Genomic DNA, 24,623 nt, shown 5'->3' on the forward strand with positions numbered 1-24,623 from the left:
GCGTTTTGTGACTATTGCCGTGAATCATTGCGACCGCCTGGACCGGTCAGGTCGGCAGTCGTCTGTGGCTTCCGGCGCGGGGCGGTGGACCCGTCCTTCGACCGTCGCGGTGCTGCTTTGGTCGGCGCTGTTTGCGGCGGAGCTCGCCGCGATAGCGGCGCTGTGCGACTTCAGGCTCGTTTTCGCTCTGGACGACGCCTACATCCATCTTGCGGTTGCCGACCAAATTCTCTCCGGCGGATATGGGGTCAACGCCGGCGAATTTTCATCGCCAAGCTCCTCGATCATCTGGCCTTATGTTCTGGCGCTGACCGAGGCCATGCATCTCGGACCGTTCGGCCCGCTGCTGATCAACGCAGCCGCCGCATGTGCGACGGTGTTTGCGCTTCTGCGTGCACTGGAAGCGAACGGGTTGTTCGACGACGCCAATGATCGTCCGTTCGGCTATCTGATTGGATTGCTCCTCGTCTTTAACGTCAGCGCCGTCGCGCTGCCGATGACCGGCATGGAGCACAGCGCTCACGTGTGGGCCTCCGTCGTGACCTTTCTCGGTCTCGCTGCGGCGGCGCGCGGATCCGCGCCGACGCGGCTGCATTTCATCGCGCTGGTGCTACTCCCCCTGATCCGCTTCGAAGGTATTGCCTTTGCCTGTGCGGCTATCGCCGGCTTCGCGCTGCTCGGCCACCGGCGCTTTGCTGGCGGCGCCGCGCTCGTCGTTATCTTCAGCTTGTCCGGCTATTTTGCATTGATGGCCTCGCGCGGCCTGCCGCTGCTGCCGAGTTCGGTGCTGCTGAAGGGCTATCTTGCAAATCTCGATGGCGAATCCACGAGCAATCTGCCTGCCGTCGTCAAGAACATGCTGCGGAGCATCGCCACGTCCTATGGCTTGCGGCTCATCATGCTCGGTCTTGCCCTTGCCGGCTGCGCCTCCTGGCTGCGTGCCGACCGCAAGGCGCTGATCGTCTGTCTGACCGTTCTCGCGGCCATCGGTGCTCATCTGGTGTTCGGCCAATATGGCTGGTTCAACCGCTATGAAGTCTACATCATGGCTCTCGCTGTGGCCGCGTTGCTTTGGGGCGTCGCGCAGGTCAGGCCGCGTCTGCCTGCGTTGCAATGGTCGTTCACGAAGATCGCGGTGGTGCTTGGGCTCGGCATTTCGGCGATGCCCTACGTGACGACTGCGCTGGTCACGCCGATCGGTGCCAGCGATATCCATGAGCAGCAGTATCAGCTGGCGCGCTTCGCCAAATCGTTCTACCGGCATGCGGTCGCGGTCAACGATCTCGGGCTGGTCGCTTACCGCAATCCCAACTACACGCTCGATCTCTGGGGGCTTGGCTCGGAACAGGTGCGGAAGGCAAGGACCTCTGGGCAGTATGGGCCTGCGGAAATGGCAGCTCTTGCCAGCGATCACGGCGTCGGCCTGGTGATGATCTACGACGTCTGGTTTCCGAAGGGCGTGCCGTCGAGCTGGACCAAGGTCGCCGTGCTGAGAACCACGACCGTGACGCTATCGCAACGAGACGTCGCCTTCTACCGCACACCATTGGCCGACGCGGCGGAGGTGACTTCAGCGCTCGAGGCATTCAAGGCGACCATTCCGCCGCGGGACAGGCTGGACATCATCGCGCCGTAACCCCGTCGCATCGCTCTTGCCCGGTCGAAGAGGGGCGAGTTATCCTCGCCTCGTTTCCTGGCATGTACGATGTGCGGTGATGATCGACCGTTGGACGAGGAGCGCTTTGGCCGGGATCGGGTTGCTCGTGGCGACGGCGCCGGGCGTCGCGCAGGACGATCTCCAGGACGATCTTAATGCCGCGCCAGTCGGCATCACCCTGCAAGTGACGACCGATCCGTCCACGATCGAATGCCGCAAGCTCGAGACGGTCAATCCGGCGTCGCTGATCTCCCTGCCGCTGCGGCGAACCTTTAACGACGATTTCGACGAGCATCCGTTGTCGAAAGGGCGCTGGGTGCCGCATTATGCGGGCGGCGCGGCCTGGCCCGATGCGCGCTACTGGGGCGGCGACGGTTCCGATTTCAAGCGCAAGACCAGCGCCAATGGCGAGCAGCAGATCTATGTTGATCCGCGCTATGCCGGCCGCGCCACGACGCCGCTCGGGCTCGATCCGTTCAGGGTGAAGAACGGCGTGCTGTCGATCGTCGCAAGCCGCACGCCGCCGGATCTGAAGCCCGTGCTGTTCAACAACGAATACATCTCGGGCATCCTGACGACGCAGGGCACTTTTGCGCAAAAGCACGGATATTTCGAGATCCGCGCCAAGATCCCGGTCGGCCATGCGGTGTGGCCGGCGTTCTGGATGCTGGCGGACGACGGCGGCTGGCCACCGGAGGTCGACGTGCTGGAAGGCCGCGGCGAGCGGCCGGGCGACATGGTGATGACGACGCATTGGCGGATTCCATCGACGCAGAAGATCCAGTCCTGCGGCTTCGATTTTGCGGTGGGCGAGGCCTCGACCACATTCCACAATTACGGTGTGCTGTGGGAGGACGACCGGCTGGTCTATTTCATCGACCGCCGGCCGGTCTCCGACATCAAGGTGCCGATCGGATTCGACGATCCCATGTACATGATCGTCAATCTCGCGATTGGCTCGAAATTCTTTCCCGGAGTCAGTCCGGTCAATGCGGAGACGCCGCCGATCGTGGCGTTCGAGATCGACCGGATCTCCGCCTATCAGATCGACATGGAGCAGGCGCAGAGGTGACGATGTCCGCTTCCTTCTCGCGCCGCTCCTTTGCCAGGCTTGCCGGCCTCGCTGCGCTCGGCCTGACGACGCGCGCCGGCGCAGCCGAGATGGGGACGCCTGCGCCCGCACCCTTCCCGAAGGATTTTCTGTGGGGCACGGCGACCTCGTCCTACCAGATCGAAGGCGCTGTCGAGGAGGACGGCCGCGGCAAGTCGATCTGGGATACTTTCAGCCACACACCCGGCAAGATCGAGGACGGCACCACCGGCGACCGCGCCAACGAGCATTATCATCGCTACAAGGATGACGTTCGGTTGATCAGGGAGCTCGGCGTCAAGGCCTACCGTTTTTCGATCGCATGGCCGCGGGTGTTTCCGGACGGAACGGGGCAACCCAATCCAAAAGGGCTCGACTTCTATAACCGCCTCGTCGACGAGTTGCTCGCGAACGGCATCGAACCTTATGCCACGCTCTATCACTGGGACCTGCCGCAGGCCCTGCAAGACCGCGTCGGTGGCTGGCAGTCGAGCGACACCTCAAAAGCCTTTGCCGACTACGCCGGCTACGTTGCCCAGCGTCTGACCGATCGCGTCAAGAACGTCTTCACCGTGAACGAGGTCGGGCGCTTCGTGAATTTCGGCTACGGCTGGGGCATCGACGCGCCCGGCCTCAAGCTGCCGACAGCGCAGCTGAACCAGGCCCGCCATCACGTTGCGCTCGCGCACGGCCTCGCCGTGCAGGCAATCCGTGCGGCCGGGCGCTCCGGCACCCGCGTCGGTGCAGCAGAGAACATCGCGGCCTGTGTGCCGGCGATCACGACGCCGGAGAACATCCGCGCCGCCGAGATCGCGACGCGCGAGCTCAATGCAGGGTTCCTCGGCGTCGTGCTGGAGGGAAAATACACCGACGGCTTCCTTGCCTATGCTGGCGCGGACGCGCCGAAATTCACAGCCGAGGAGTTGAAGATCATCGGCACGCCGAACGATTTCGTCGGGTTGAACATCTACGCGCCGCAGTTCTACGTCACCGCGTCCGATCGCGCGCCGGGCTTCAACGTGCTGCCGTTCCCGACCTCGTTCCCGCACATGAATTCGGAATGGCTGCGGGTCGGCCCCGAGGTGATCTACTGGGCGCCGCGCATCGCCGCAAAAATCTGGAACATCGAGAACATCTATATCAGCGAGAACGGCACCTCGTCGGAAGACAGGATCGCCGCCGATGGCCAGGTCTACGATCTCGACCGCATCATGTTCCTGCGCAACTACCTGACCCAGATGCAGCGTGCCATCGCCGAGGGCGTGCCGATCCGCGGCTATTTCCTCTGGAGCCTGATGGACAATTTCGAGTGGATTTTTGGATATGGCAAACGCTTCGGCCTGTACCGGGTCGATTTCCAGACCCAGGCGCGCGTGCCGAAGCTGAGCGCCGCGTTCTATCGGGATGTGATCGCGCGGAACGCGATCGGGGTGTGAGGCCGTCCGCTACGGATCCAGTTCCGTATCCCAGTAGAGATAGTCCAGCCAGCTGTCGTGAAGGTAGTTCGGCGGGAACAGGCGGCCGTTGCGGTGGAGCTGGTGCACCGTCGGCGCGAACGCGTGCTGGCGCGGAAACATTTTTGCCTGCACCGGGGTGAGATTGCCCTTGCGCAAGTTACACGGCGAGCACGCCGCGACCACGTTTTCCCAAGTGGTCTGGCCGCCTTTGCTGCGCGGGATGATGTGATCGAAGGTGAGGTCTTCGGGCGAGCCGCAATATTGGCAATTGAAACGATCGCGCAGGAAGACGTTGAACCGGGTGAAGGCGGGATGGGTGGTCGGCTTGACGAAGGATTTGAGCGAGACCACGCTCGGCAGCTGCATTTGCAGCGTGGGACTGTGAACCGCCTGATCGTAATGAGCGACGATGTTGACGCGATCGAGGAACACCGCCTTGATCGCGTCTTGCCACGACCACAGAGACAGTGGGTAGTAACTCAGCGGCCGGAAGTCCGCGTTGAGGACCAGCACCGGCCAACTGCCTTGCGAGACATGTGCGTTCAAGTAACGCTCCTGGCCTCCAATATACGCTGCGAAGCAGCATGTATTGACATACTACATGCAGCGTGACGGGATTGTGAAGCCCGTTGAGCGACTTATTCAGGTGCAGGCAATACGGCGGCGGGGTGGCAGAAGCTCAAAAACGCCGCGATTTGGGAGGCCGTGCCCGGGAATGATGGGCTGGGCTACTCCCGCACCCGCTCCAGCTTCTGCAAGCACCGCGTCGCGCGGACCGCGGCCGGCATCTCCTCGTCCGGAAAGCTCGTCTTCCAGTCGGTGACGCCGACTTCGCCGACATAGATGTCGCCCTTCGAATCCAGCGCGATGCCGTGTGGCGCCAGAAACTTTCCGCTGGCGACACCCGGGCCTTCCTCGCCGCCGAGCCGCGCGATGCGCTTGCCCTGCGCGTCCACGATCGACAGGCGCGGGCCGAGATTGGGCACCTTGCGGTTGACGGCCAGGCCGGGGCCGAGCTCGCCGATGACGAAGGTCGGGCTCTTGCCCCCGCCGCAACAGCACAGCGCGCAGGGGCGATGCAGATTGTTCCATTGCGTCTCGTATTTGCCCTCGCCGTTGAACACCTGCACGCGATGGTTCTCGCGATCGGCGACATAGACCCAGCCGTCGGCATCGGTGGCGATGTTGTGCACGATGTTGAACTGGCCGGGATCCGTACCCGGCTCGCCCCAGCTTTTGATCAGCTTGCCGTCGGGCGTGTATTTGTGCACGCGCGCATTGCCATAGCCGTCGGAGACGTAGATCTCGCCCCTCGGCGACAGCGCGGTGTGGGTGCAGCGGTGGAAGGGCTCACCGCTCATGAACGGCGTCGGCTTTGCGGGAATGCCGATCGTCAGCAGCACTTTGCCGTCGGTCGTGCATTTGCGCACGGTGTGGTCGCCGTCATCGGTGCAATAGAGATTGTCGTCGGCGTCGATGTGCAGGCCGTGGGCGCGGGAGAACAGGCCTTCGCCAAAACTGCGCAGGAAATTGCCCTCGCGATCGAGCACCACCATCGGATGGGCGCCGCGGTTGAAGACGTAGACGCGGTCGTGGCTATCGACCGCCACCGAGGCGACGTCGGTGAGCTGCCAGCCGTCGGGAAGCTTTGCGAAATTTTCGACGACGCGGTAGCGTTGTTCGCCGGTGCCGAGAATGGCTGGCATGTGCGGTCTCCTCTTCAGTTGCCTCTGTCGTGCGCGTTTGCAGCCGCGGTCCGTGGCAAAATCCCTTCCTCGATCGCCTTGATCTGCAGCGCGAGGAATTTCGAGTTGATCCGGCACTGCGCGAGGCTGCCGGCGATGAACCACAGGCCGGGCTGCCCGGTGCGGGCATACATGTTGCGCAGCTCAAAACCATCGCCAAAGCCCCAGACCGGGCCGACGCGGTCGGCGACGCCGTCGCCGAACAGCTTTCGCACGAGGTATTCCTGCGGCTTGTAGCCGGTTGAGAGCACGATGAGATCGGCGGCGATGGTCGTGCCATCCTTCATCTGCGCGCCGTTGGCCGTGAAGCATTCGATGTCCTCGAACTGCATCAGCTTGATCGCGCCTTCGACGATCAGGTTCGAGCAGCCGACGTTGAAATAATAGCCGCCGCCGCGGGTGAGGTATTTGAACTGCCAGCCGGTGCCGGCCTCGCCGAAGTCGAGCTTGAAACCGACGCGGCGGAGGCCGTCGAGCAGCTCCTTGTCGAGCTCCTTCGACTGCTCCGTCAGCATCACATGCGTCTTCTTCGCGAGCGGCGTCGGCATCGAGGTCGCGATCAGATCGTTGTCCTCGAGCGTGCCCTCATTGTAGGTCGCGTAAGCGAGTTGCGCCGACGGCTCGATGTTGGTCACCAGCGTCGGCGACCGCTGTACCAGCGTCACCGCGGCGCCGCTCGAATAGAGGTCTTGCGCGATGTCGTGACCGCTGTTGCCGGTGCCGATGACGATGGCGCGCTTGCCTTGCCAGTTCTCGCCGTCCTCATAGCGGCTGGAATGCAGCTGCGTACCCTTGAAACGATCGAGGGTCGGAATGTCAGGCACATTGGCAATGCCGCTGACACCGGTCCCCATCACGACATGACGCGGATGCATCGTGCGCTTGCTGCCGTCGGCGCGGTGCAGCGTCACCGTCCAATGCCCCTCGGCCTCGTCGTAAGTGCCGCCTTCGAACTCTGTGCCGGTCCAGAAGTTCAACTCCATCGCGTCGACGTAAGCTTCGAACCAGTTCGCGAGCTTGTCCTTGGGAATGTAGGTTGGCCAGTTCGGCGGAAACGGCATATAGGGCATGTGATTGACCTGCACCTGGTTGTGCAGGGTGAGGGCGTGATAGCGCTTGCGCCAATTGTCGCCGATCCGCCCCTCGCGATCGACGATCAGCGTGTCGACCTTCAACTGCTTCAGCCGTGCTGCGATCGCAAGCCCGGCCTGGCCGCCGCCGACCACCAGCACGGTGGGGTCGCGGCCGGCATAGTCGCGCGAGGCGTTGCGCAGGTCGAGCCAGTTCGGCCCGCGGAAATCGCGCGAATAGGCCTCGCCGCGCGGCCGCGAGGTGCCGAGCTGTTCCTCAAAACCCTTGAGCTCGTCGAGCGCAGTCAGCAGTGTCCACGCTTTCAGACGATCGCCGTCAGCGGCATCCGGTACGAGCCGCACGATGCCGCTGCCGCGGCCGAGCGCGGTCTCGAAATTGAAGATTGTTTCGATAGTGTTGGTGCCGGCCCGTGTCACCCGGCGCGGCGCTGCGCGGTTCGGGGCAATCTTGAAATGGCTCGGTGTCGCCTTCGGCGCGAGCGCAGTCAGCGCTTGCGCGACGGCATCGCGGCCTGCAGGCGTCTGCAGGTTCCAGCTCAGCGCCAGCACATCGCGCCAAAAACTGTCGGCGAGAAAAAGCCGGTCGAGTGCTGCGCCATCAGGTTTGCCAAGCGCACGCTCGAATTCATCGAGCCAGGCTTGCGCCGAGACGGCGATATCCTTCGTGCGATCCAGCATGCGCGACCTCGTGGCCGTCTTCGCGGCGTTTCCTCGAGCATGATCCGGAAAAGTGTGCAGCGGTTTTCCGAAGAGATCATGCTCCAACTTCTGAGGTCGAACGCTATACTGGATCAGGCTACGTCAAAAGCGCTTTACCCGAGCAGTGAGAGCATGTGGCCCTGCTCAGGCGGAATGCGGCCCTTGAGCGTGTCGAGGTAGACCCGCTGCACCGCTTCGGGCCCGCGGCTCTCGACGACGCTCAGGCGCTTGTCGAGCGTCGGCGCAAAGCCGGACCAGGCCCGGCCAAAGCGTTGCTCGATGCCGCCCGGGCCCCAATCCTTGGCGCGCTTGCGGATCGTGTCGGGCGCGGAGAACCAGCGCGGCTTTGCGCCGGGCAGCGCGGCTTCGTCGGCATCGGTGGCGCGATGCGTCAATCCGACGCGCATCGAGCATTTCATCTGATCACCAAAATGCCGGTGCAATCCGGTTCGCAGCGCGCTGTTGCCAGCCATATCGACGAAAGCGACGGGCGCATCCGTTGGCAGCGAAGCGATGCGATCATAAGTGACGACCTCGTCATAGCAACCGAGCGAGGTGCCGAAGCCGGTATTGCCGGCCGAGGTCAGGCCGATCACCTTGCGGCCGCGGCTGTGCAGGAGATGGCCGAGCCCGAACGCAGTCTTGCTCGATGCGCTGGAGAGCAATACGGTGCGCGCGCCGAAATCGTCGTTTTCGGTCAGGAAGTCGTCGACCAGGAATGACAGCATGAACAGCGGCCGCAGCAGCGCCTGATAGTCGCCCTGCCGTCCGGCATAGGCGGGATCGCCGCCGACCCGCGCATAGGCATTGTAGACCGGGGCCACGCCTTGCCGGTGCGCGGCGCCGTCGCGCAGGCCGCGCTTGCTGACGTCGGCGGCCTCGATCACGAGATGCGTCGCCATCGGGAAATAGCCGAACAGGCGTTCGCCCACGGGCACGTTCGGATGTTTCGAGGCGATCACATCGCCAAAGCCCCACACCGGAATATTCCCAAAGCCATGTGGCGCGGGAAACAGCTGCCAATATTTCAGCTCGTCGCCGAGCACCGCGTAGGTGATGTTGTTGGCGGTGAAGGCGAAGCGATCGACCTTCACCAGCAGTGCATCCTGCGGCAGCGCATCCGCCGCCGGAATCTCCGTCGCGATCGCCTTGCAATTTTCGAAATCGTCTCGCGCAACGATGAAGTCGGTGGCTGTCATGATGTCAGATCCCGGCTTGTGTCTGTGCCGGCATCTCATCGATCACACGCGCGTCGTTTGCAACAGCAACATAGTTTTAAACGTTGTTTGTCGGCCTCACGCCGACAGCACGCCCTCGCGCTTCTTCACCGCGCGGTAATAGCTCCACCACAGATGCGCGGCAGCACCACGCAACGGACGCCAGGGTTCTGCGAGCGGCGCCATCTGCTTTTCCGTCGGCCGTGCCTGAAGGCCGAGGCCAATCTTGATGCCCTCCTGCACGGCGAGGTCGCCGGCCGGCCAGGCATCGCCATGGCCGAGACAAAACAGAAGATAGACGTCCGCCGTCCACGGCCCGATGCCAGGCAGTGAGATCAGGGTGTGATGCGCGGCATCGGCATCCTCCTCAGCGAGCACGTCGAGGTTCAGCCGGTCCGCGATGATTTCGCGCGCTAGATTCTTCAAAGTCTTGATCTTGGCTGCGGACAAGCCGAGCCGTCCCAGCCGGTCGGTGCGGGCGCGGCGCACGGCCTCGTGGTCGAACGGATCGAAGGCCGCGGACAGCCGTCCCCAGATCGCCGCAGCACTCGCGGTCGAAAGCTGCTGCCCGCAGACAATATGGGCAAGTCCCGCAAACCCCGGCTCGCGCCGCCGCAACGCCGGCATGCCCGCGACCGCGAGCACGGGCTTGAGGCGCGGGTCGCGCTTCACCAGCGCGTGGATGGCCTCTTCGAGGTCGGACTGGGTTTCGAGGTGGATGGTCATGATGGCTCTACTTGTCATGCACAGGCTTGACCCGCGCATTCATCTCCTATCGTAACAGAGTCTTGTCGTAACAGAGCTTTGGCCATGACGAGATCTTGCCATATGCCGCCACCCGTTTTCCGATTTGCCCCCAGCCCGAACGGCCTTCTGCATCTCGGCCACGCCTATTCGGCGCTGCTCAATTTCGACCGCGCGCGCGAAACCGGCGGGCGGTTGTTGCTGAGGATCGAGGACATCGACACGACACGGTGCCGGCCGGAATATGAAACGGCGATTGATGAGGACCTCGCCTGGCTGGGGATCGCCTGGGAGACGCCGGTGCGGCGGCAGTCGGAGCATCTCGCCGATTATCGCGCTGCGCTGGAAAAACTCGCCGCACTCGGCCTGGTCTATCCCGCCTTCGAAAGCCGCGCCGAGATCGCCAGGCTCGTAGCTGCGCGCGAGGCCGGCGGGCCATGGCCGCGCGATCCCGACGGCGCACCGCTCTATCCTGGTGACGCGAAAGCGCTGGCGGCCGGCGAGCGCTCGCGTCTGATCGGTACCGGCGCGCCTTACGCGCTGCGGCTCGACATGGCAGCGGCCTGCCGGCGGGTCGCCGGCCTGACCTGGAGCGAGTTGGGCGAAGGCCCCGATGGCGAGCGCGGCCCGGTCGCCGCGCGGCCCGAGGCGTGGGGCGACGTGATCCTGGCCCGCAAGGAGACGCCGACCAGCTACCATCTGTCCGTGGTGGTCGACGACGCGCTCCAGGATGTCGGCGAGATCGTGCGCGGCCAGGACCTGTTTCACGCCACCTCGGTCCACCGCCTGCTCCAGGCTTTGCTCGGCCTGCCGGAGCCGGCCTACCGCCACCACAACCTGATGCGCGACGCCGACGGGCGCAAGCTGTCGAAATCGGACCGCTCGACCGGCCTGCGGGAGTTGCGCGCGGCAGGCCACTCGTCCGCCGATATCCGCGTGTCCGTGGGATTAGGCTAAGTTTCTCTGGGGGTTAGCAAAACACCGCCGTGACTCCGGGGGTTCCGCTGTGCGATGCTCAGCCGATAGCCCGGGGTTCGAAGGGGATACTTCGAAGGGGATTTATGGCGGCGAAAACGCGCGCAGCGCGCACCACGCGAAAGTCCAGGCAACCGCCTCGGAAGCGGTCCGGGGCGGCCGGGAGGTTGCGCAAGCGCAGTGCCAAGGCTGTTGCCCCTGACGTGATCCAGGCGGCGCTTGCAGCCTTTGCCCACGAGGTCCGTACCCCCCTGACCGGCATTCTCGCGATCAGCGACCTGCTGTCGACCTCCGATCTCGGCGAGCGGGAGCGGCGCTGGGCCGACACCATCAAGGCCGGTGCCGAGCATCTGGCGAATCTTGCCACGCTGTTCGTCGATGCCGCCAAGACCGGCAAGGGTGCGGGCGGCAGCACGCTGCGGCAGGATCTGTTCGATCTGCGGGCGCTCGCGCGCAGCACCGGCGATTCCCTTGCCGGCCGCGCCGCCGCCAAGGGGCTCCAGGCCGAGGTCGAGATCTCCGAAAAACTTGCGGGCCTCGTGGTCGGCGATCCCGTCCGCCTCCGCGCCGCACTCGAGAACCTGATCGACAATGCTGTGAAATTCACCGATCAGGGCGGCATAGCGATGTCGGCTACGCCCTGGCGTCCCGCCAAGGGCAGTGGACGGGGCAAGACGAGAGACAAGCGCCGGGTCGGCGTCGCCTTCTCGGTGTCCGACAGCGGCATCGGCCTGACCATGGCCGAGATCAAGCGGCTGTTCCGCCCGTTCACCCAGGCCAATGTCACCATCGCCTCGCGCTTCGGCGGCGCCGGGCTCGGCCTGTCCTCGGTGAAGCAGCTGGCGCGCGCGATGGGCGGCGACATCACGGTCGCGCCCCGGCGCGGCGGCGGCGCCACCTTCACGCTGACGGTGTCGCTGGATGCGGCGGGCCCCGCGAAGTCACGCAAATCGGGTGGTGATGAGGCGGACGACGCACTTGCGGCGTTGCGCGTGCTCAGCGTCGAGGACAATCCATTTGGACGTGTCGTGCTCAATACGATTCTGACCGAGCTCGGCCATCATGCCGAGTTCATCGGCCGCGGCGAGGATGCGGTAAACCGGCTCGCGCAAGGCGGCTTCGATGCGGTGCTGATGGATATGGTCCTGCCCGGCATCGACGGTGTCGAGGCGATCCGGCGGATCCGTACGATGCAGACGCCGCTGGCTCAGATCCCGATCATCGGCGTGTCCGGGCGCGGCGAGGACGAGGCGGCGTCGCGCGAGGCCGGCGCTGACGCCTTCCTGGTCAAGCCTGTGTCCCCGCGGGCCTTAGCGACTGCGCTGCTTGAAGCGAAACGCCGTGAGGAAGTCGCGACTTGATGATCGCGGCGTTGAGCTCGCCACCGAAAACGAAGATCGCGGCGATGAAATACAGAAACACCAGCGCGATGATCACCGAGGCGAGCCCCGCATACATCGTGACGTAATTGTTGGCGAAGCGCGCCAGGTATTGGCCGAACACGATGCCCGAGATCAGCGAGGCTACGATGGTGAAGACGATGCCGGGCAGGATCTGGAAGAACCTGCGCCGTCCCGCCGGCAGCCAGGCATGCAGGATGATCAGCGCCACCACCAGCGCGCCGATGGTGATGCCGTAGCGCAGCCAGGTCAGGATGCTCTCGTTGGATTCGACGAACAGCGGAATGTGGCGCCGCGCCGCCTCGATGAAGAGCGGGCCGAGCACGATCAGGAACGCCATGGCAAGCGCAGTAAAGGCCGCGACCAGCGTATAGCCGATCGATTCCAGCCGCAGCCAGTACCAGCGCCGCATCTCCATCACCGCATAGGCGCGGTTCAGCGCGACCCGCAACGCCTCGACGCCGTTGGACGCAAAATAGACCGACAGCACCGCGCCGATGGTCAGCACGCCGGTGCGGGTGGTGGTCAGCACGTCGTGGATCTCGCCGGACAGTGAATCCGCCACTTGCTTCGGCCAGACTTCGAGCATCAGCCCGGCCGCCTGGTCGGCGAGTTCCTTGGAGCCGAAGAAGCCGGCCAGCGAGGTCAGCACGATCAGGAACGGGAACAGCGCCATCAGCGTCGACAGCGCGATGTGGCTCGCGATCGCCCAGCCGTCATCGGCCAGGAACGTGTAGAAGGCGTCCTCCACGACGATATAGATCGTGCGGATGACCTTCACAGCCTGCCCCGGAGCAAGTTTGCTCTCACTCCGCTTGCGGCCCGGATTCGCCTCGCCCCGCTTGCGGGGAGAGGCCGACGCGCGGAACGCGCGGCGGGTGAGGGGGGCTCTCCGCGGGGACGGTGGCTGCAGGATTCGCGGAGACTCCCCCTCACCCGGAATCCGCGCTGCGCGCGCATTCCGGCCTCTCCCCGCAAGCGGCGAGAGGCGAAGGCAAAGGGCGATGCGCGCAAATCGGAAATCATCCAGCCAGCTTCTGATATTATTGGCCTAAAAGCCAGATTGGGAACGCCATAGCGGAGCGCCGCACACGGTGTTATCACCCCCAAATGGCATCTCTCCTGAGTACTTTCATCCTGCCGGTGGCAGCCGGCGCCGTGGCGATTGTGCTGCTGCTCGGTCTCGTCAACATGATGCGCGGCGGCTCGCCCAACACCTCGCAGAAGCTGATGCGCTGGCGCGTGCTGCTTCAGTTCATCGCGATCGTCATTGCCATGATCGCAGTCTGGGCGATGGGACACTGAACATGGTCGTGCTCAACCGCATCTATACGAAGACAGGTGACGACGGCACGACAGCGCTCGGATCCGGTGAGCGCCGTCCGAAATACGATCTGCGCATCGCAGCCTACGGCACGGTCGACGAGACCAATGCCGCGATTGGCGTGGTGCGCCTTCACACCAGGGATGCGCAGGAGCTCGATGCGATGCTCGGCCGGATCCAGAACGATCTGTTCGATCTCGGTGCCGACCTTGCGGTGCCCGAGCGTGAGGGCAAGGATACTAAAAAGACGGAACGGTTGCGGGTGGTGGCAAGCCAGGTCGAGCGGCTCGAGCGCGACATCGACGCTCTCAACGACAACCTCGCACCCCTCACGTCCTTCGTGCTGCCGGGCGGCACGCCGGCCGCCGCCTACCTCCATGTCGCCCGCACGATTTGCCGCAGGGCGGAACGGGTGATGGTGGAACTGGCGGCTCAGCCGGGGGAGCCGGTCGGTGCAGCTGGCATCCAATATATGAACCGCCTGTCGGACTTCCTGTTCGTGGCCAGCCGCGCGGCTAACCATAATGGCGCCGGCGACGTGCTCTGGGTTCCGGGCCAGAATCGCTGACCCCAGCCTCCCTGACCCATTGAGCCGCACATTTCTAAGGTCTAAAATTGGGTCCTGTCGCGCGTTGACCGGGCCGGATCAGGCCTTTAGGTTCCGCGCCAGTTGAATAGCCCCTCCCAAATTGAGTGAAAGAGGATCGATGAAGGTCTTGGTGCCGGTAAAACGGGTGGTCGATTACAACGTCAAGGTCCGCGTCAAGAGCGATGGATCGGGCGTTGAACTCGCCAACGTGAAGATGTCGATGAACCCCTTCGACGAGATCGCGGTCGAGGAAGCGCTGCGCCTGAAGGAAGCCGGCAAGGCGACCGAAGTCGTGGTGGTCTCCATCGGACCGGCGCAGGCGTCGGAGACGATCCGCACCGGTCTTGCCATGGGCGCCGATCGCGGCATCCTGGTGAAGGCCGACGGCATCGTCGAGCCGCTCGCCGTCGCCAAGATCCTGAAGAAGGTTGCTGAAGAAGAGCAGCCCGGCCTGATCATCCTCGGCAAGCAGGCGATCGACGACGACAGCAATCAGACCGGCCAGATGCTGGCCGCGCTGCTCGGCTGGTCGCAGGCGACCTTCGCCTCGAAGCTCGAGGTCGAAGGTTCTGACTTCAAGGTTACCCGTGAAGTCGACGGCGGTCTGCAGACCGTGAAGCTGAAGGGACCGGCGATCGTCACCACCGATCTTCGTCTCAACGAGCCGCGCTATGCCTCGCTGCCCAACATCATGAAGGCCAAGAAGAAGCCGATCGCGGACAAGACCGTCGCCGATTACGGCGTCGATGTCACCGCGCGCCTCGAAGTTCTGAAGACGACGGAGCCCGCGGGCCGCAAGGCCGGCGTCAAGGTGAAGGACGTCGCCGAGCTGGTGTCGAAGCTCAAGAACGAAGCCGGGGTGCTCTGATGACGACGTTGTTGATTGCCGAACACGAGCACGAGGTCCTCAAGGACTCCACCAACAAGGCGCTTACTGCGGCCTCCCAGCTTGGCGGCGGCGTCCATGTGCTGGTCGCCGGCGGCGGGCAGGGCACCAAGGCTGCGGCCGAGGCGGCTTCGAAGCTCGCCGGTGTTGCCAAGGTGCTGGTCGCCGAAGGCGAGCCCTACGCGCACGATCTCGCCGAGCCGCTGGCCGCGCTGATCGTCTCGTTGGCGCCGTCGTACGACGCAATTGTCGCGCCCGCGACCTCGCGCTTCAAGAACGTGATGCCGCGCGTCGCCGCGCTGCTCGACGTCATGCAGGTCTCGGAGATCACCAAGGTGGTCGCGCCCGACACCTATGAGCGTCCGATCTATGCCGGCAACGCCATCCAGACGGTGAAGTCGAAGGACGCCAAGAAGGTCATCACGGTCCGTACCTCGACCTTCGCGGCGGCAGCTGCCGGCGGCAGCGCATCGGTCGAAAGCGTCGCGGCAGCGGCCGATCCGGGCCTGTCGTCCTTCGTCGGTGAGGAAGTCGCCAAGAGCGACCGTCCCGAGCTGACTTCGGCGAAGATCATCGTCTCCGGTGGCCGCGCCATGCAGAGCCGCGAGAACTTCGCAAAATACATCGAGCCGCTCGCCGACAAGCTCGGCGCCGGTGTCGGTGCCTCGCGCGCGGCGGTCGACGCCGGCTATGCGCCGAACGACTGGCAGGTCGGCCAGACCGGCAAGGTCGTGGCCCCCGAGCTCTATGTCGCGGTGGGCATTTCCGGCGCGATCCAGCATCTGGCCGGCATGAAGGACTCCAAGGTGATCGTCGCGATCAACAAGGACGAGGACGCGCCGATCTTCCAGGTCGCCGATTATGGCCTGGTTGCCGACCTCTACCAGGCGGTTCCTGAGCTCACCGACGCGCTCGCCAAGCTCGGCAAGTAAAATCGGAGTAAAAACACCGGCCGGAGTGATACACTCCGGCCGGTGTTGCTTTTTCGAAGCGTTTTCTTTGGCGTGGGGCACGCCGGGGAAGCGATCCAATCTAGGTTTCGGGCCAAGGTTCTGATTAAATCAGAGCTCCCGGCTCGGGGGATTAGGCAGGCGCGACATGCGCGCCGTTCCGGTGGATGACATTATGGCGGCAGTGATCAAGAAGGTCGGCGTGATCGGCGCGGGGCAGATGGGCAACGGCATCGCGCATGTCGCGGCCTTGGCCGGTTTCGACGTGGTGCTCAACGACATCTCGGCCGACCGCCTCAAGTCAGGCATGGCCACCATCAACGGCAATCTGGCGCGCCAGGTCTCCAAGAAGGGCGTCACCGAGGACGACAAGGCCAAGGCGATCGGGCGCATCAAGCTCGGCGAGAAGCTCGACGACCTCGCTGATTGCGATCTCGTGATCGAAACCGCGGTCGAGAAGGAAGAGGTCAAGCGCAAGATCTTCCACGACCTCTGCGCGGTGTTGAAGCCGGAGGCGATCGTCGCCTCCGATACGTCCTCGATCTCCATTACGCGGCTTGCCGCCGCCACCGACCGGCCCGAGCGCTTCATCGGCATTCATTTCATGAACCCAGTGCCGCTGATGGAGCTGGTGGAGCTGATCCGCGGCATCGCCACCGACGATTCCACCTTCGAGGCGTCCAAGGAATTCGTCGCCAAGCTCGGCAAGCAGGTCGCCGTCTCCGAGGATTTCCCGGCCTTCATCGTCAACCGCATCCTGCTGCCGATGATCAACGAGGCGATCTACACGCTGTACGAAGGCGTCGGCAACGTCGAGGCGATCGACGCGGCGATGAAGCTCGGTGCCCACCATCCGATGGGCCCGCTGGAGCTCGCCGATTTCATCGGCCTCGATACCTGTCTGTCGATCATGCAGGTGCTGCATGAGGGCCTGGCCGACTCCAAGTACCGGCCGTGCCCGTTGCTGGTGAAATACGTCGAGGCCGGCTGGCTCGGCCGCAAAACCCAGCGCGGCTTCTACGACTACCGCGGCGCCAAGCCGGTTCCGACACGCTAAGGCGGCGGTGCTGTAGGGTGGGCAAAGCGAAGCGTGCCCACCGCTTCATCCAATATGCGAACAGATCGTGGGCACGGCGCAAGTGCGCCTTTGCCCACCCTACGGCACCTCGGCCGTGGGTCGACCTTGTGACAATTCATGTCCCATTAACCCATCGCCCCTAGGCTGCCTTCGGTACGAGGATTTGCGTAATGGACACGATGGCGATGGTCAGCTCCATGCTGGCCTCTCAGCAAGGCGCGCTGCAATCGAATGTCGCGGCGACGCTGATGAAGCAGAACGCGGATGCGGAGAAATCCGCTGTCCTGACGCTGCTGGGCGCCGGTCAGCCCTCGCTCGCCAATGTCGGCGCGGGCGTCGGCGGCAATCTGAATATCTCTGCCTAAAACGACGCAGCGGCCGGGCCTAACGCGGCCCGGATCAGCTTGAGTGCGTCGTCGCTCGCCCATTCCGCCGGCCCCGCGATGGTTGCGATCTCGCAGCCCTGCGGATCGACCAGCACCGAGGTCGGCATGCCCAGGGCCCGGCCTATCGCCTTAAGATCCTGAAAAACCTTGGCTTTCTGATCGGTGAAATAGCCGAGCCTGGTCAAATTGGCGTCTTTCAGGAAATTTTTCGGCTTTTCGGGGTCGCGGGTGTCGATATTGATCGCGACCACCTCGAAATTCGGGCCTGAAAGCTTGGTCTGGAGCTGGTCGAGCGCCGGCATCTCTTTTCGACATGGCACGCACCAAGTCGCCCAGAGGTTCACCAGCAGAGTCTTGCCGCGGAAATCCGACAGCTTCCTCGGCTTGCCGTCGGCATCCTCGAAGGCCAAATCGGGCAGCTTCAGGGGGGCGCTGGCCATGGTCAGCGCCGCCACCTCGCCGTGAGCGAGCGGGGCGATCTTTTGGGCCGTGGCCACCGCCGCCCGGCAGGCCGGATCGCCTGACGGGGTCCGGCTCAGGCCGAGCCCGTACAGCGCGGCGAAGCCGGCCAGCCCGCCGACCACCACGGTGGCGATGACGATGGGGATCCGGCGCGTGGCGGAGGGCTTCTGGTCGAGCATATCGTTTGTCATCCGGTCGCAGATATGGCTATCAGAGGCCTCTTAATACGGCTGGCCTCCACCAGCAAACATGCGGCAAAGCAAGGCGTGAGCAGGGGATCATGAGCAACAAGATGTGGGGCGGCCGGTTCTCGGAACGTCCCGATGAGATCATGGAAGAGATCAACGTCTCCATCGACGTCGATCGTCACCTCTTTGCCCAGGACATTGCCGCGTCCAAGGCCCACGCCGCGATGCTTGCCGGCCAGGGCATCATCACGGCCTCTGATGCGAAAAATATCGGCAAGGGTCTAGACACGATTTTGTCAGAGATCGGCAAGGGCGGCTTCCAGTTCAAGCGCGCGCTCGAGGACATTCACATGAATGTCGAGAGCCGCCTGTCGGAGCTGATCGGGCCCGCCGCCGGCCGCCTGCACACCGCACGCTCGCGCAACGACCAGGTTGCGACCGATTTCCGTCTCTATGTCCGCGACGTTCTCGACGAGACCGATGCCGCGCTTGCGGCGTTCCAGGCCGCCCTGGTCAATCGCGCGCTGGAGCATGCCGCGACCGTGATGCCCGGCTTCACGCATCTGCAGACCGCGCAGCCCGTCACCTTCGGTCACCATCTGCTCGCCTATGTCGAGATGGCCGCGCGCGATCGCGGCCGCTTCCAGGATGCGCGCAAGCGGCTCAATGAATCGCCGCTGGGTGCGGCCGCACTCGCGGGCACCTCGTTCCCGATCGACCGTCATGCCACTGCGAAGGCGCTGGCATTCGACCGGCCGATGGCGAACTCGCTCGATGCGGTCTCCGATCGCGACTTCGTGCTGGAGACGCTGTCGGCCGCCTCGATCTGCGCCGTGCACATGTCGCGCTTTGCCGAGGAGATCGTGATCTGGACCTCGCCGCTGGTCGGCATGATCCGGCTGAGCGACAAGTTCACCACCGGCTCCTCGATCATGCCGCAGAAGCGCAATCCTGATGCCGCCGAGCTGGTGCGCGCCAAGACCGGCCGCGTCATCGGCGCGCTCAACGGTCTCCTGATCGTGATGAAGGGCCTGCCGCTCGCCTATCAAAAGGACATGCAGGAGGACAAGCAGGGGGCGATGGAGGGCTTTGCCGCGCTGTCGCTGGCGATCCGCGCCATGACCGGCATGGTCCGCGATCTCGAGCCGGATGAGGCCAAGATGAAGGCGGCCGCCGGCGAGGGCTATGCCACAGCGACTGACCTGGCCGACTGGCTGGTGCGGACCCTGAAGATGCCGTTCCGCGAGGCCCATCACGTCACCGGCCGCATCGTGGCCAAGGCCGCCGAGGGCAGCGTGGCGCTGCACGAGCTGCCGCTGAAGGAGATGCAGGCGATCGAGCCGAAGATCACCAAGGATGTGCTCGGCGTGCTCTCGGTCGAATCGTCGGTGAAGAGCCGCACCAGCTTTGGCGGCACCGCGCCGAAGAACGTGGCGGCCCAGGCCAAGGCCTGGGCGAAGCGGCTGGAAAAAGAGCGAAAATTGGGCTGAAGGCAAAATTTCGCTTATGTTTCATGGTCATCCGGCTCTCGCCAGAGCGCGCCAATCTCTGTATGGTGCGCCCCGCGTAGTGGGGATTTCGTCGTGACGTCAAAGTTTCGCCCGGCCGGCTCGGGGTGGGCCATCATTGTCTTGAGCCTGAGCGCGCTTGCGCTCGCCGGCTGCGGCCGCAAGGGTCCGCTCGACCTGCCGCCAACCGCCTCCAGCGCGTCCACGGCCAACATCGCCGCGCCGACCGACACCGAGACCGAAGCCCAGAAAACGCCGAGCGTGTTCAATCCGACCTATGGCGCGGACGCTGCGCCCGCGGCGACCAAGGGCCAGAAGAAACCGTTTATCCTCGACCCGCTCCTGGACGAAAAGCCCAGCCGATAGGCTGGGGCAACTGAGCCAACGCCATGAACCATTTCGACTACCGCAACGGCGTGCTGCACGCCGAGGCGGTGAACCTGTCCGAGCTGGCCGCAACCGTCGGCACGCCGTTCTATTGCTATTCGACCGCCACGCTTGAGCGGCATTACCGCGTCTTCGCCGATGCCTTTGCCGGCGAGAAGGTGCTGGTCTGCTACGCCATGAAGGCGAACTCCAACCAGTCGGTGCTGCGCACGCTGGCGAAGCTTGGGGCCGGCGCTGACGTCGTCTCGGGCGGCGAACTGAAGCGCGCACTGGCCGCCGGCATTCCCGGCAGCAAGATCGTGTTCTCCGGTGTCGGCAAGACCGAGACCGAGCTGCGCGCCGCACTCGCCGCCGACATCCTCTGTCTCAACGTCGAATCCGAGCCCGAGCTCGAATTGCTCTCGCGCCTTGCGACCGAGACGGGCAAGACCGCGCGGATCTCCATCCGCGTCAATCCGGACGTCGATGCCGGCACGCACGCAAAAATCTCCACCGGCAAGTCCGAGAACAAGTTCGGCATTCCGATCGTTCACGCCCGCGAGGTTTACGCGCGGGCGGCGAAGCTCCCGGGGATCGAGGTCACCGGCACCGACGTGCATATCGGCAGCCAGATCACTGATCTCTCCAAGATGGAGACCGCGTTCCGCATCCTCTCCGAATTCGTGCAGACGCTGCGGTCCGACGGCCATAACATCAGCCACGTCGATTTCGGCGGCGGGCTCGGCATTCCCTATTACATGGACCGCGAGGCGCCGCCGGCGCCGGACGCCTATGCCGCTATGGTCAAGCGCGTCAGCCACAATCTCGGCTGCACGCTGATGTTCGAGCCCGGCCGCATGATCGTCGGCAATGCCGGCATCCTTGTCGCCAAGGTGATCTATGTGAAGCACGGCGACGGCAAGAATTTTGTCATTATCGACGCCGCGATGAATGACCTGATCCGCCCGACGCTGTACGAAGCGCATCACGACATCCTGCCGGTGATGCAGCCCGCGCCGGGCGCTGCGACGATCGCGGCCGACGTCGTCGGTCCGGTCTGCGAGACCGGCGACTATCTCGCACTCGACCGCACGCTGCCGACGCCGAAGCCGGGCGATCTCATCGCCATCATGACCGCCGGCGCCTACGGCGCCGTGCAGGCCGGCACCTACAACACGCGGCCGCTGGTGCCGGAGGTACTGGTGAAGGGCGATCAATACGCGGTCGTGCGCCCGCGCATCGAGGTCGAGCAGCTGATCGCGATGGATACGCCGGCGCCGTGGCTGTGAGGACGCCGGCGAGGTGAACTCGCCGGCGCCGCGTGTTGGTCACGGTCCGTATTTCGGAGCCGGCTTCTGGTTGAAATCGTTCTCGTCGGTGACGCAGGTGAAGCTCGCCGCAACGTTGGTGTCGCCGCCGCCGTTGTATCTCGCGACCTTGGGGAAGACGCAGAGCGGCCGGGTTATCTGAACCGCGGGCGGCGTATCGGCCACGAACTTCGTGGCGAGGATCGTCTCCGGCGCGACGCCGGCCTCGACCCATTTGACAAGCGGCGTGAGCGCATCGAACGTGTTGGGACCGGGGCCGCCCGAGCAGTGGTACAGCCCGGGCACCATGAACAGACGCGCATAGCTCTGGGTCCGTCGCAGCGCCGGATTGCCATTGTCGTGATCGAAGAAGCCGACCGGTTGGACGCCTTGCTGGAATCCTGGGCCTTCATTCCCCACCAGCGCCAGGAAGTAGTTGATGCTGCTCTGTGACGGGATCAGCGGGTCGGCCCAACCGTGGTACATCAGCAGCTTGCCGCCATGCCCCCTGAATTCGCTGAGATCGGTGCTGGTCGCGTTCAACACCGCGGCGAGCTGGTCGTCGACCTTGTCGATGTCGCGGTGGAAATCGAAATTGGAAAAATTGGTTGCGCTTGCTGGGTAGCCGAAGCTCGGGCCGAACACCCAGTAGAACAGGCCGTCGAAGGCCGGCTCGGGCAGTCGTTCCTGGAACGCCAGGCCGAGGGCGAGGATGTCGTCAGTCTCGTTGCCGCGCTCGGAGCCCGGATTGACGAGCTGTCCATTCACCGGGTCGATCGTGCCCGCGTAATAGCGCTGCATGGTCGTGACCTGATCCGAGGTCAGGCATGCCGGCGGCATGCTGCCACCTTTGCAGAGCAGGACCTTCGGATCGAAATGACAATCGCGCGGATCGGTCAGGAACTGATCGGTCTTGGCGCCGCCATCCTGGCCGACGCATTGCTTGAGCACGGCCTGGTTGATCAGCGTCATCTGGCCGGTCTGGATGAACCGGCCGGGGCTCGCATGCGTGTTCTGCCAGCCATAGAGTCCTGCCATGTGCAGGTGAGTGCGGTTGAATGCGGCAGCACCGGCGAGGATGCCGTCATAATCGTTGGGGAAACGCTGCGCCTCCATCAGGGCGTTCTGGCCGCCGGTGGAGCAGCCGGCGAAATAGGCCCGTTGCGATCGATGGCCGTAAAACGCGCTGACGATCTCCTTGCCCCGCTCGGTCATCAGATGGATCGCGCGGTAGCCGAAATCCTTGATCCGCTCGGGATGTCCGAACAGGCCCGTCGACGGCGCGGTTGGATCGCCGAAGTCGATCGCGAGCGGATTGCCCATGTTGCCGGCCGAGCCGCAGAACAGCGGATTGCATCCCGATGACCCCGTGCCGAGGTCGCTGTTGGTCGCGGCAAAGCCGCCCTGGATGCCGAGGGCGAGCTCGTTGTACGTGATCGTGCCCTGGAAGCCGCCGCCGCCGGTGCCGAGGAACCTGCCGTTCCACGTCGTCTCGGGCAGCCAGACCTCGATCTTGATGCTGGAATCCGAGCTCGGAATCAGCGTTGCGGTGACGCGGCAGAACGCGGGAAGGCCGGTGATCGGGGCCCCGCCCGGCGGCACGAAGGTGCCGGTCGTGTTGTCGTCCGCCGAGTTGATCACCGTGTGCTGCAGTTGCAAGGATCGAAGATTGGTGCACGCCGTCGCCATGGCGGGCGAAGTACCGAGTGCGACACAGGCAAACAGGGCCGTGGTCGCACCGACAAGTAAGTGTCGATGACGCTTCATTCCGTCCTCCCTGATTTTTTTGCAGTCGTGTAGGGCGGACAGGATAGCCGAGCGCGATCACAACTCAAGGATGTTGCGTTGCGATCAGATGCATTCGCGAGCGATCGAGGAAATTCACGTCGCGGTTGTGATGGAGGTTGGCGCTGACGTTACTTCCCGGCAAGTCCACCCGGCTTGCCGACGACGACTCCTGCCTTTTTCTCGATCGGCTTGATCGCCGCGGTGAAATCGGACTCGGCGCCTTCCGCGCTGATCACCGTCTCCCACAGCCGTCCGACGGCATCCGCGACCTCCATCGACAGGCCGAGCTGCTTCATCTCCTCCAGCGCCAGCCGAACGTCCTTCACCATCAGTCCCGTCGCGAAGCCGAAGTCGAACGTTCGCGGCAGCACCGAGCGCGGAAACTTGTCGCGGCTCGCGGTGTTCATGCCCGAACCTGAATTGATGACGTCGATCATCACGGCGGGATCGAGCCCGGCCTTGACGCCCATCACCACGGCTTCCGACGTCGCCGCGATCGCGGTGGCCGAGAGGAAATTGTTGGCGAGCTTCATGGTCTGTGCAGCACCCGGCTTCTCGCCGATGAAGAACACCTTTCCGATCACGTCGAGCGCCGGCTTGAGCAGCTCGAACTCCGCCTTCGGTCCCGATACCATCACGGCCAGCGTGCCCTTCTCGGCGCCGCCGACGCCGCCGGACACCGGGCAGTCGATCTGCACGATGTTGCGTTTTGCCAGTAGGCCGTGAATCTTCGTAGCCATCGCCGAGCCGACAGTGGAGAGATCGATGAAGCGTTTGGCGCGGCTGCCCTCGATCACGCCGTTCGCGCCGGTGGCGACCTCCAGCGAGGCCTGCAACGACGGCAGGCTCGCCATCACCGTCTCGACCTCATCGGCAACGTCCTTCGGCGACGTCGCAGCGGTGGCGCCACGCGCGACCAGCTTGTCGACGACCTCCTTGCGGGTGTCGAACACGACGAGCTTGTGGCCGGCCTCGACCAGCCGCCGCGCCATCGGGAAACCCATGTTTCCGAGGCCGATGAATCCGATGTCCATGGTGCTATTTCCTTCCCCGTCGTCATTGCGAGGAGCGAAGCGACGAAGCAATCCAGACTATTCCCGCGGAGGGAGTTCTGGATTGCTTCGCTTCGCTCGCAATGACGGAGCAATAAAGTTGAGAGCGGTTAGCGTGCCTCACGCCTTCCCGTCGATCTCCGCGAACACCTCGCGCGCGATCCGAAAACTGTCCACCGCCGCCGGCATGCCGCCATAGATCGCGACCTGCATCAGGATCTCGCGGATTTCGTCGCGGGTGACGCCGTTGGTGAGCGCGCCCTTCAGATGCGCGCGGAACTCGTGCTGGCGGTTGAGGATCGCGATCATCGCGATGTTGAGCATGCTGCGCGTCTTGCGCGGCAGCTCCTCGCGGCCCCACACCGTGCCCCAGCAATATTCGTTGAGCATCTCCTGGAACGGACGGTTGAAGTCGTCGACGTTCTTCAGCGCGTTGTTGACATAGGCCTCGCCCAGCACCGCTTTGCGGACTTCCAGGCCCTTGTCGTGCATCTTCTTGTCCATGGCGTTTCCTTTATTTCCCTTGGGAATGGCGCCGCGGAAAACTACGGGGTTGAGCCGGAGCAGTCACGTCCTCGTGTTATGCGGGAAAAGGGGGATGTCCCGTACAGGAACGGATGCCTCAGTGCTGCCGTTGTGGTACGCTCCACTCTGCCGGGTAACC

Annotated in this window: 24 protein-coding genes; 14 read left to right on the forward strand and 10 right to left on the reverse strand. The window is 64.2% G+C overall.

What is annotated here, in order from left to right:
• Positions 1 to 7 precede the first annotated feature (7 nt).
• The 3 genes from V1280_RS33755 (at position 8) to V1280_RS33765 (ending at position 4,183) form a co-directional block, all read left to right on the forward strand.
• Positions 8 to 1,636, forward strand: a complete 1,629-nt coding sequence (locus V1280_RS33755; protein ID WP_334534744.1) for a hypothetical protein — start codon at positions 8 to 10, stop codon at positions 1,634 to 1,636.
• 79 nt (positions 1,637 to 1,715) lie between these two features.
• Complete coding sequence (locus V1280_RS33760; protein ID WP_334534746.1) at positions 1,716 to 2,729, forward strand: glycoside hydrolase family 16 protein; 1,014 nt, start codon at positions 1,716 to 1,718, stop codon at positions 2,727 to 2,729.
• 2 nt (positions 2,730 to 2,731) lie between these two features.
• Entirely contained in the window at positions 2,732 to 4,183 is a 1,452-nt protein-coding gene (locus V1280_RS33765; protein ID WP_334534748.1) for a GH1 family beta-glucosidase, read from the forward strand.
• A 9-nt stretch (positions 4,184 to 4,192) separates the two neighbouring features.
• Here the strand turns inward: V1280_RS33765 and V1280_RS33770 are convergent, their stop codons facing one another.
• From V1280_RS33770 to V1280_RS33790, 5 genes are all read right to left on the reverse strand, one after another.
• A complete protein-coding gene (locus V1280_RS33770) occupies positions 4,193 to 4,750 on the reverse strand; it encodes an HNH endonuclease (RefSeq protein ID WP_334534750.1) in 558 nt (185 codons plus the stop codon).
• Positions 4,751 to 4,932: 182 nt separating this feature from the next.
• Positions 4,933 to 5,910: a peptidyl-alpha-hydroxyglycine alpha-amidating lyase family protein gene (locus V1280_RS33775; RefSeq protein WP_334534752.1), complete on the reverse strand. Its 978-nt coding sequence runs from the start codon at positions 5,908 to 5,910 to the stop codon at positions 4,933 to 4,935.
• Positions 5,911 to 5,924: 14 nt separating this feature from the next.
• A complete protein-coding gene (locus V1280_RS33780) occupies positions 5,925 to 7,718 on the reverse strand; it encodes a flavin-containing monooxygenase (RefSeq protein WP_334534754.1) in 1,794 nt (597 codons plus the stop codon).
• A gap of 134 nt (positions 7,719 to 7,852) precedes the next feature.
• Positions 7,853 to 8,938, reverse strand: coding sequence for a DUF2855 family protein (locus V1280_RS33785; protein ID WP_334534756.1), 1,086 nt, complete (start codon positions 8,936 to 8,938; stop codon positions 7,853 to 7,855).
• Positions 8,939 to 9,034: 96 nt separating this feature from the next.
• A complete protein-coding gene (locus V1280_RS33790) occupies positions 9,035 to 9,682 on the reverse strand; it encodes a DNA-3-methyladenine glycosylase family protein (protein WP_334534758.1) in 648 nt (215 codons plus the stop codon).
• 102 nt (positions 9,683 to 9,784) lie between these two features.
• Here V1280_RS33790 and gluQRS point away from each other — a divergent pair, with 102 nt between their 5' ends.
• Both gluQRS and V1280_RS33800 read left to right on the forward strand, forming a co-directional pair.
• Complete coding sequence (gene gluQRS, locus V1280_RS33795) at positions 9,785 to 10,657, forward strand: tRNA glutamyl-Q(34) synthetase GluQRS (protein ID WP_334534760.1); 873 nt, start codon at positions 9,785 to 9,787, stop codon at positions 10,655 to 10,657.
• A 104-nt stretch (positions 10,658 to 10,761) separates the two neighbouring features.
• The gene (locus V1280_RS33800; protein WP_334534762.1) at positions 10,762 to 12,036 is read left to right on the forward strand and encodes an ATP-binding protein; all 1,275 of its coding nucleotides are present in this window, start codon (positions 10,762 to 10,764) and stop codon (positions 12,034 to 12,036) included.
• On the opposite strand, the gene V1280_RS33805 is transcribed toward V1280_RS33800, so the two are convergent.
• Positions 11,963 to 12,856: a YihY/virulence factor BrkB family protein gene (locus tag V1280_RS33805; protein WP_334534764.1), complete on the reverse strand. Its 894-nt coding sequence runs from the start codon at positions 12,854 to 12,856 to the stop codon at positions 11,963 to 11,965. The two genes, V1280_RS33800 and V1280_RS33805, sit on opposite strands and share 74 nt — an antisense overlap.
• 329 nt (positions 12,857 to 13,185) lie before the next feature.
• Here V1280_RS33805 and V1280_RS33810 point away from each other — a divergent pair, with 329 nt between their 5' ends.
• The 6 genes from V1280_RS33810 to V1280_RS33835 all read left to right on the forward strand — a co-directional run bounded on the left by V1280_RS33810 (position 13,186) and on the right by V1280_RS33835 (position 17,267).
• Positions 13,186 to 13,380: a twin transmembrane helix small protein gene (locus V1280_RS33810; RefSeq protein WP_334534765.1), complete on the forward strand. Its 195-nt coding sequence runs from the start codon at positions 13,186 to 13,188 to the stop codon at positions 13,378 to 13,380.
• A 2-nt stretch (positions 13,381 to 13,382) separates the two neighbouring features.
• The gene (locus tag V1280_RS33815; protein ID WP_334534767.1) at positions 13,383 to 13,967 is read left to right on the forward strand and encodes a cob(I)yrinic acid a,c-diamide adenosyltransferase; all 585 of its coding nucleotides are present in this window, start codon (positions 13,383 to 13,385) and stop codon (positions 13,965 to 13,967) included.
• A 139-nt stretch (positions 13,968 to 14,106) separates the two neighbouring features.
• A complete protein-coding gene (locus tag V1280_RS33820) occupies positions 14,107 to 14,856 on the forward strand; it encodes an electron transfer flavoprotein subunit beta/FixA family protein (RefSeq protein WP_148756547.1) in 750 nt (249 codons plus the stop codon).
• Positions 14,856 to 15,806 carry an electron transfer flavoprotein subunit alpha/FixB family protein gene (locus V1280_RS33825; RefSeq protein WP_334534774.1) on the forward strand — a complete coding sequence of 317 codons (951 nt, stop codon included), beginning with the start codon at positions 14,856 to 14,858 and terminating at the stop codon, positions 15,804 to 15,806. The genes V1280_RS33820 and V1280_RS33825 overlap by 1 nt, the downstream gene beginning before the upstream one ends.
• A 193-nt stretch (positions 15,807 to 15,999) precedes the next feature.
• Entirely contained in the window at positions 16,000 to 16,881 is an 882-nt protein-coding gene (locus V1280_RS33830; RefSeq protein ID WP_334534776.1) for a 3-hydroxybutyryl-CoA dehydrogenase, read from the forward strand.
• A 191-nt stretch (positions 16,882 to 17,072) separates the two neighbouring features.
• On the forward strand, positions 17,073 to 17,267 hold the full coding sequence (locus V1280_RS33835) for a hypothetical protein (protein ID WP_045005377.1): 195 nt from the start codon (positions 17,073 to 17,075) through the stop codon (positions 17,265 to 17,267).
• Here the strand turns inward: V1280_RS33835 and tlpA are convergent.
• Complete coding sequence (tlpA, locus tag V1280_RS33840) at positions 17,264 to 17,929, reverse strand: thiol:disulfide interchange protein TlpA (RefSeq protein WP_334534781.1); 666 nt, start codon at positions 17,927 to 17,929, stop codon at positions 17,264 to 17,266. The genes V1280_RS33835 and tlpA overlap by 4 nt on opposite strands.
• 101 nt (positions 17,930 to 18,030) lie before the next feature.
• Here tlpA and argH point away from each other — a divergent pair, with 101 nt between their 5' ends.
• The 3 genes from argH to lysA all read left to right on the forward strand — a co-directional run bounded on the left by argH (position 18,031) and on the right by lysA (position 21,101).
• Entirely contained in the window at positions 18,031 to 19,428 is a 1,398-nt protein-coding gene (argH, locus tag V1280_RS33845) for an argininosuccinate lyase (RefSeq protein WP_334534783.1), read from the forward strand.
• 93 nt (positions 19,429 to 19,521) lie between these two features.
• Positions 19,522 to 19,812 carry an LPS translocon maturation chaperone LptM gene (gene lptM, locus V1280_RS33850; protein ID WP_148775018.1) on the forward strand — a complete coding sequence of 97 codons (291 nt, stop codon included), beginning with the start codon at positions 19,522 to 19,524 and terminating at the stop codon, positions 19,810 to 19,812.
• A 23-nt stretch (positions 19,813 to 19,835) separates the two neighbouring features.
• Positions 19,836 to 21,101 carry a diaminopimelate decarboxylase gene (gene lysA / locus V1280_RS33855; protein WP_334534788.1) on the forward strand — a complete coding sequence of 422 codons (1,266 nt, stop codon included), beginning with the start codon at positions 19,836 to 19,838 and terminating at the stop codon, positions 21,099 to 21,101.
• 39 nt (positions 21,102 to 21,140) lie between these two features.
• On the opposite strand, the gene V1280_RS33860 is transcribed toward lysA, so the two are convergent.
• The 3 genes from V1280_RS33860 to V1280_RS33870 all read right to left on the reverse strand — a co-directional run bounded on the left by V1280_RS33860 (position 21,141) and on the right by V1280_RS33870 (position 24,463).
• Complete coding sequence (locus V1280_RS33860; RefSeq protein ID WP_334534790.1) at positions 21,141 to 22,886, reverse strand: tannase/feruloyl esterase family alpha/beta hydrolase; 1,746 nt, start codon at positions 22,884 to 22,886, stop codon at positions 21,141 to 21,143.
• A gap of 149 nt (positions 22,887 to 23,035) precedes the next feature.
• On the reverse strand, positions 23,036 to 23,941 hold the full coding sequence (locus V1280_RS33865; RefSeq protein WP_334534792.1) for an NAD(P)-dependent oxidoreductase: 906 nt from the start codon (positions 23,939 to 23,941) through the stop codon (positions 23,036 to 23,038).
• Positions 23,942 to 24,079: 138 nt separating this feature from the next.
• Positions 24,080 to 24,463 carry a carboxymuconolactone decarboxylase family protein gene (locus V1280_RS33870; protein ID WP_008567285.1) on the reverse strand — a complete coding sequence of 128 codons (384 nt, stop codon included), beginning with the start codon at positions 24,461 to 24,463 and terminating at the stop codon, positions 24,080 to 24,082.
• Positions 24,464 to 24,623: the final 160 nt, after the last annotated feature.

This window comes from Bradyrhizobium sp. AZCC 2230, assembly GCF_036924495.1.
Lineage (GTDB): Bacteria > Pseudomonadota > Alphaproteobacteria > Rhizobiales > Xanthobacteraceae > Bradyrhizobium > Bradyrhizobium rifense.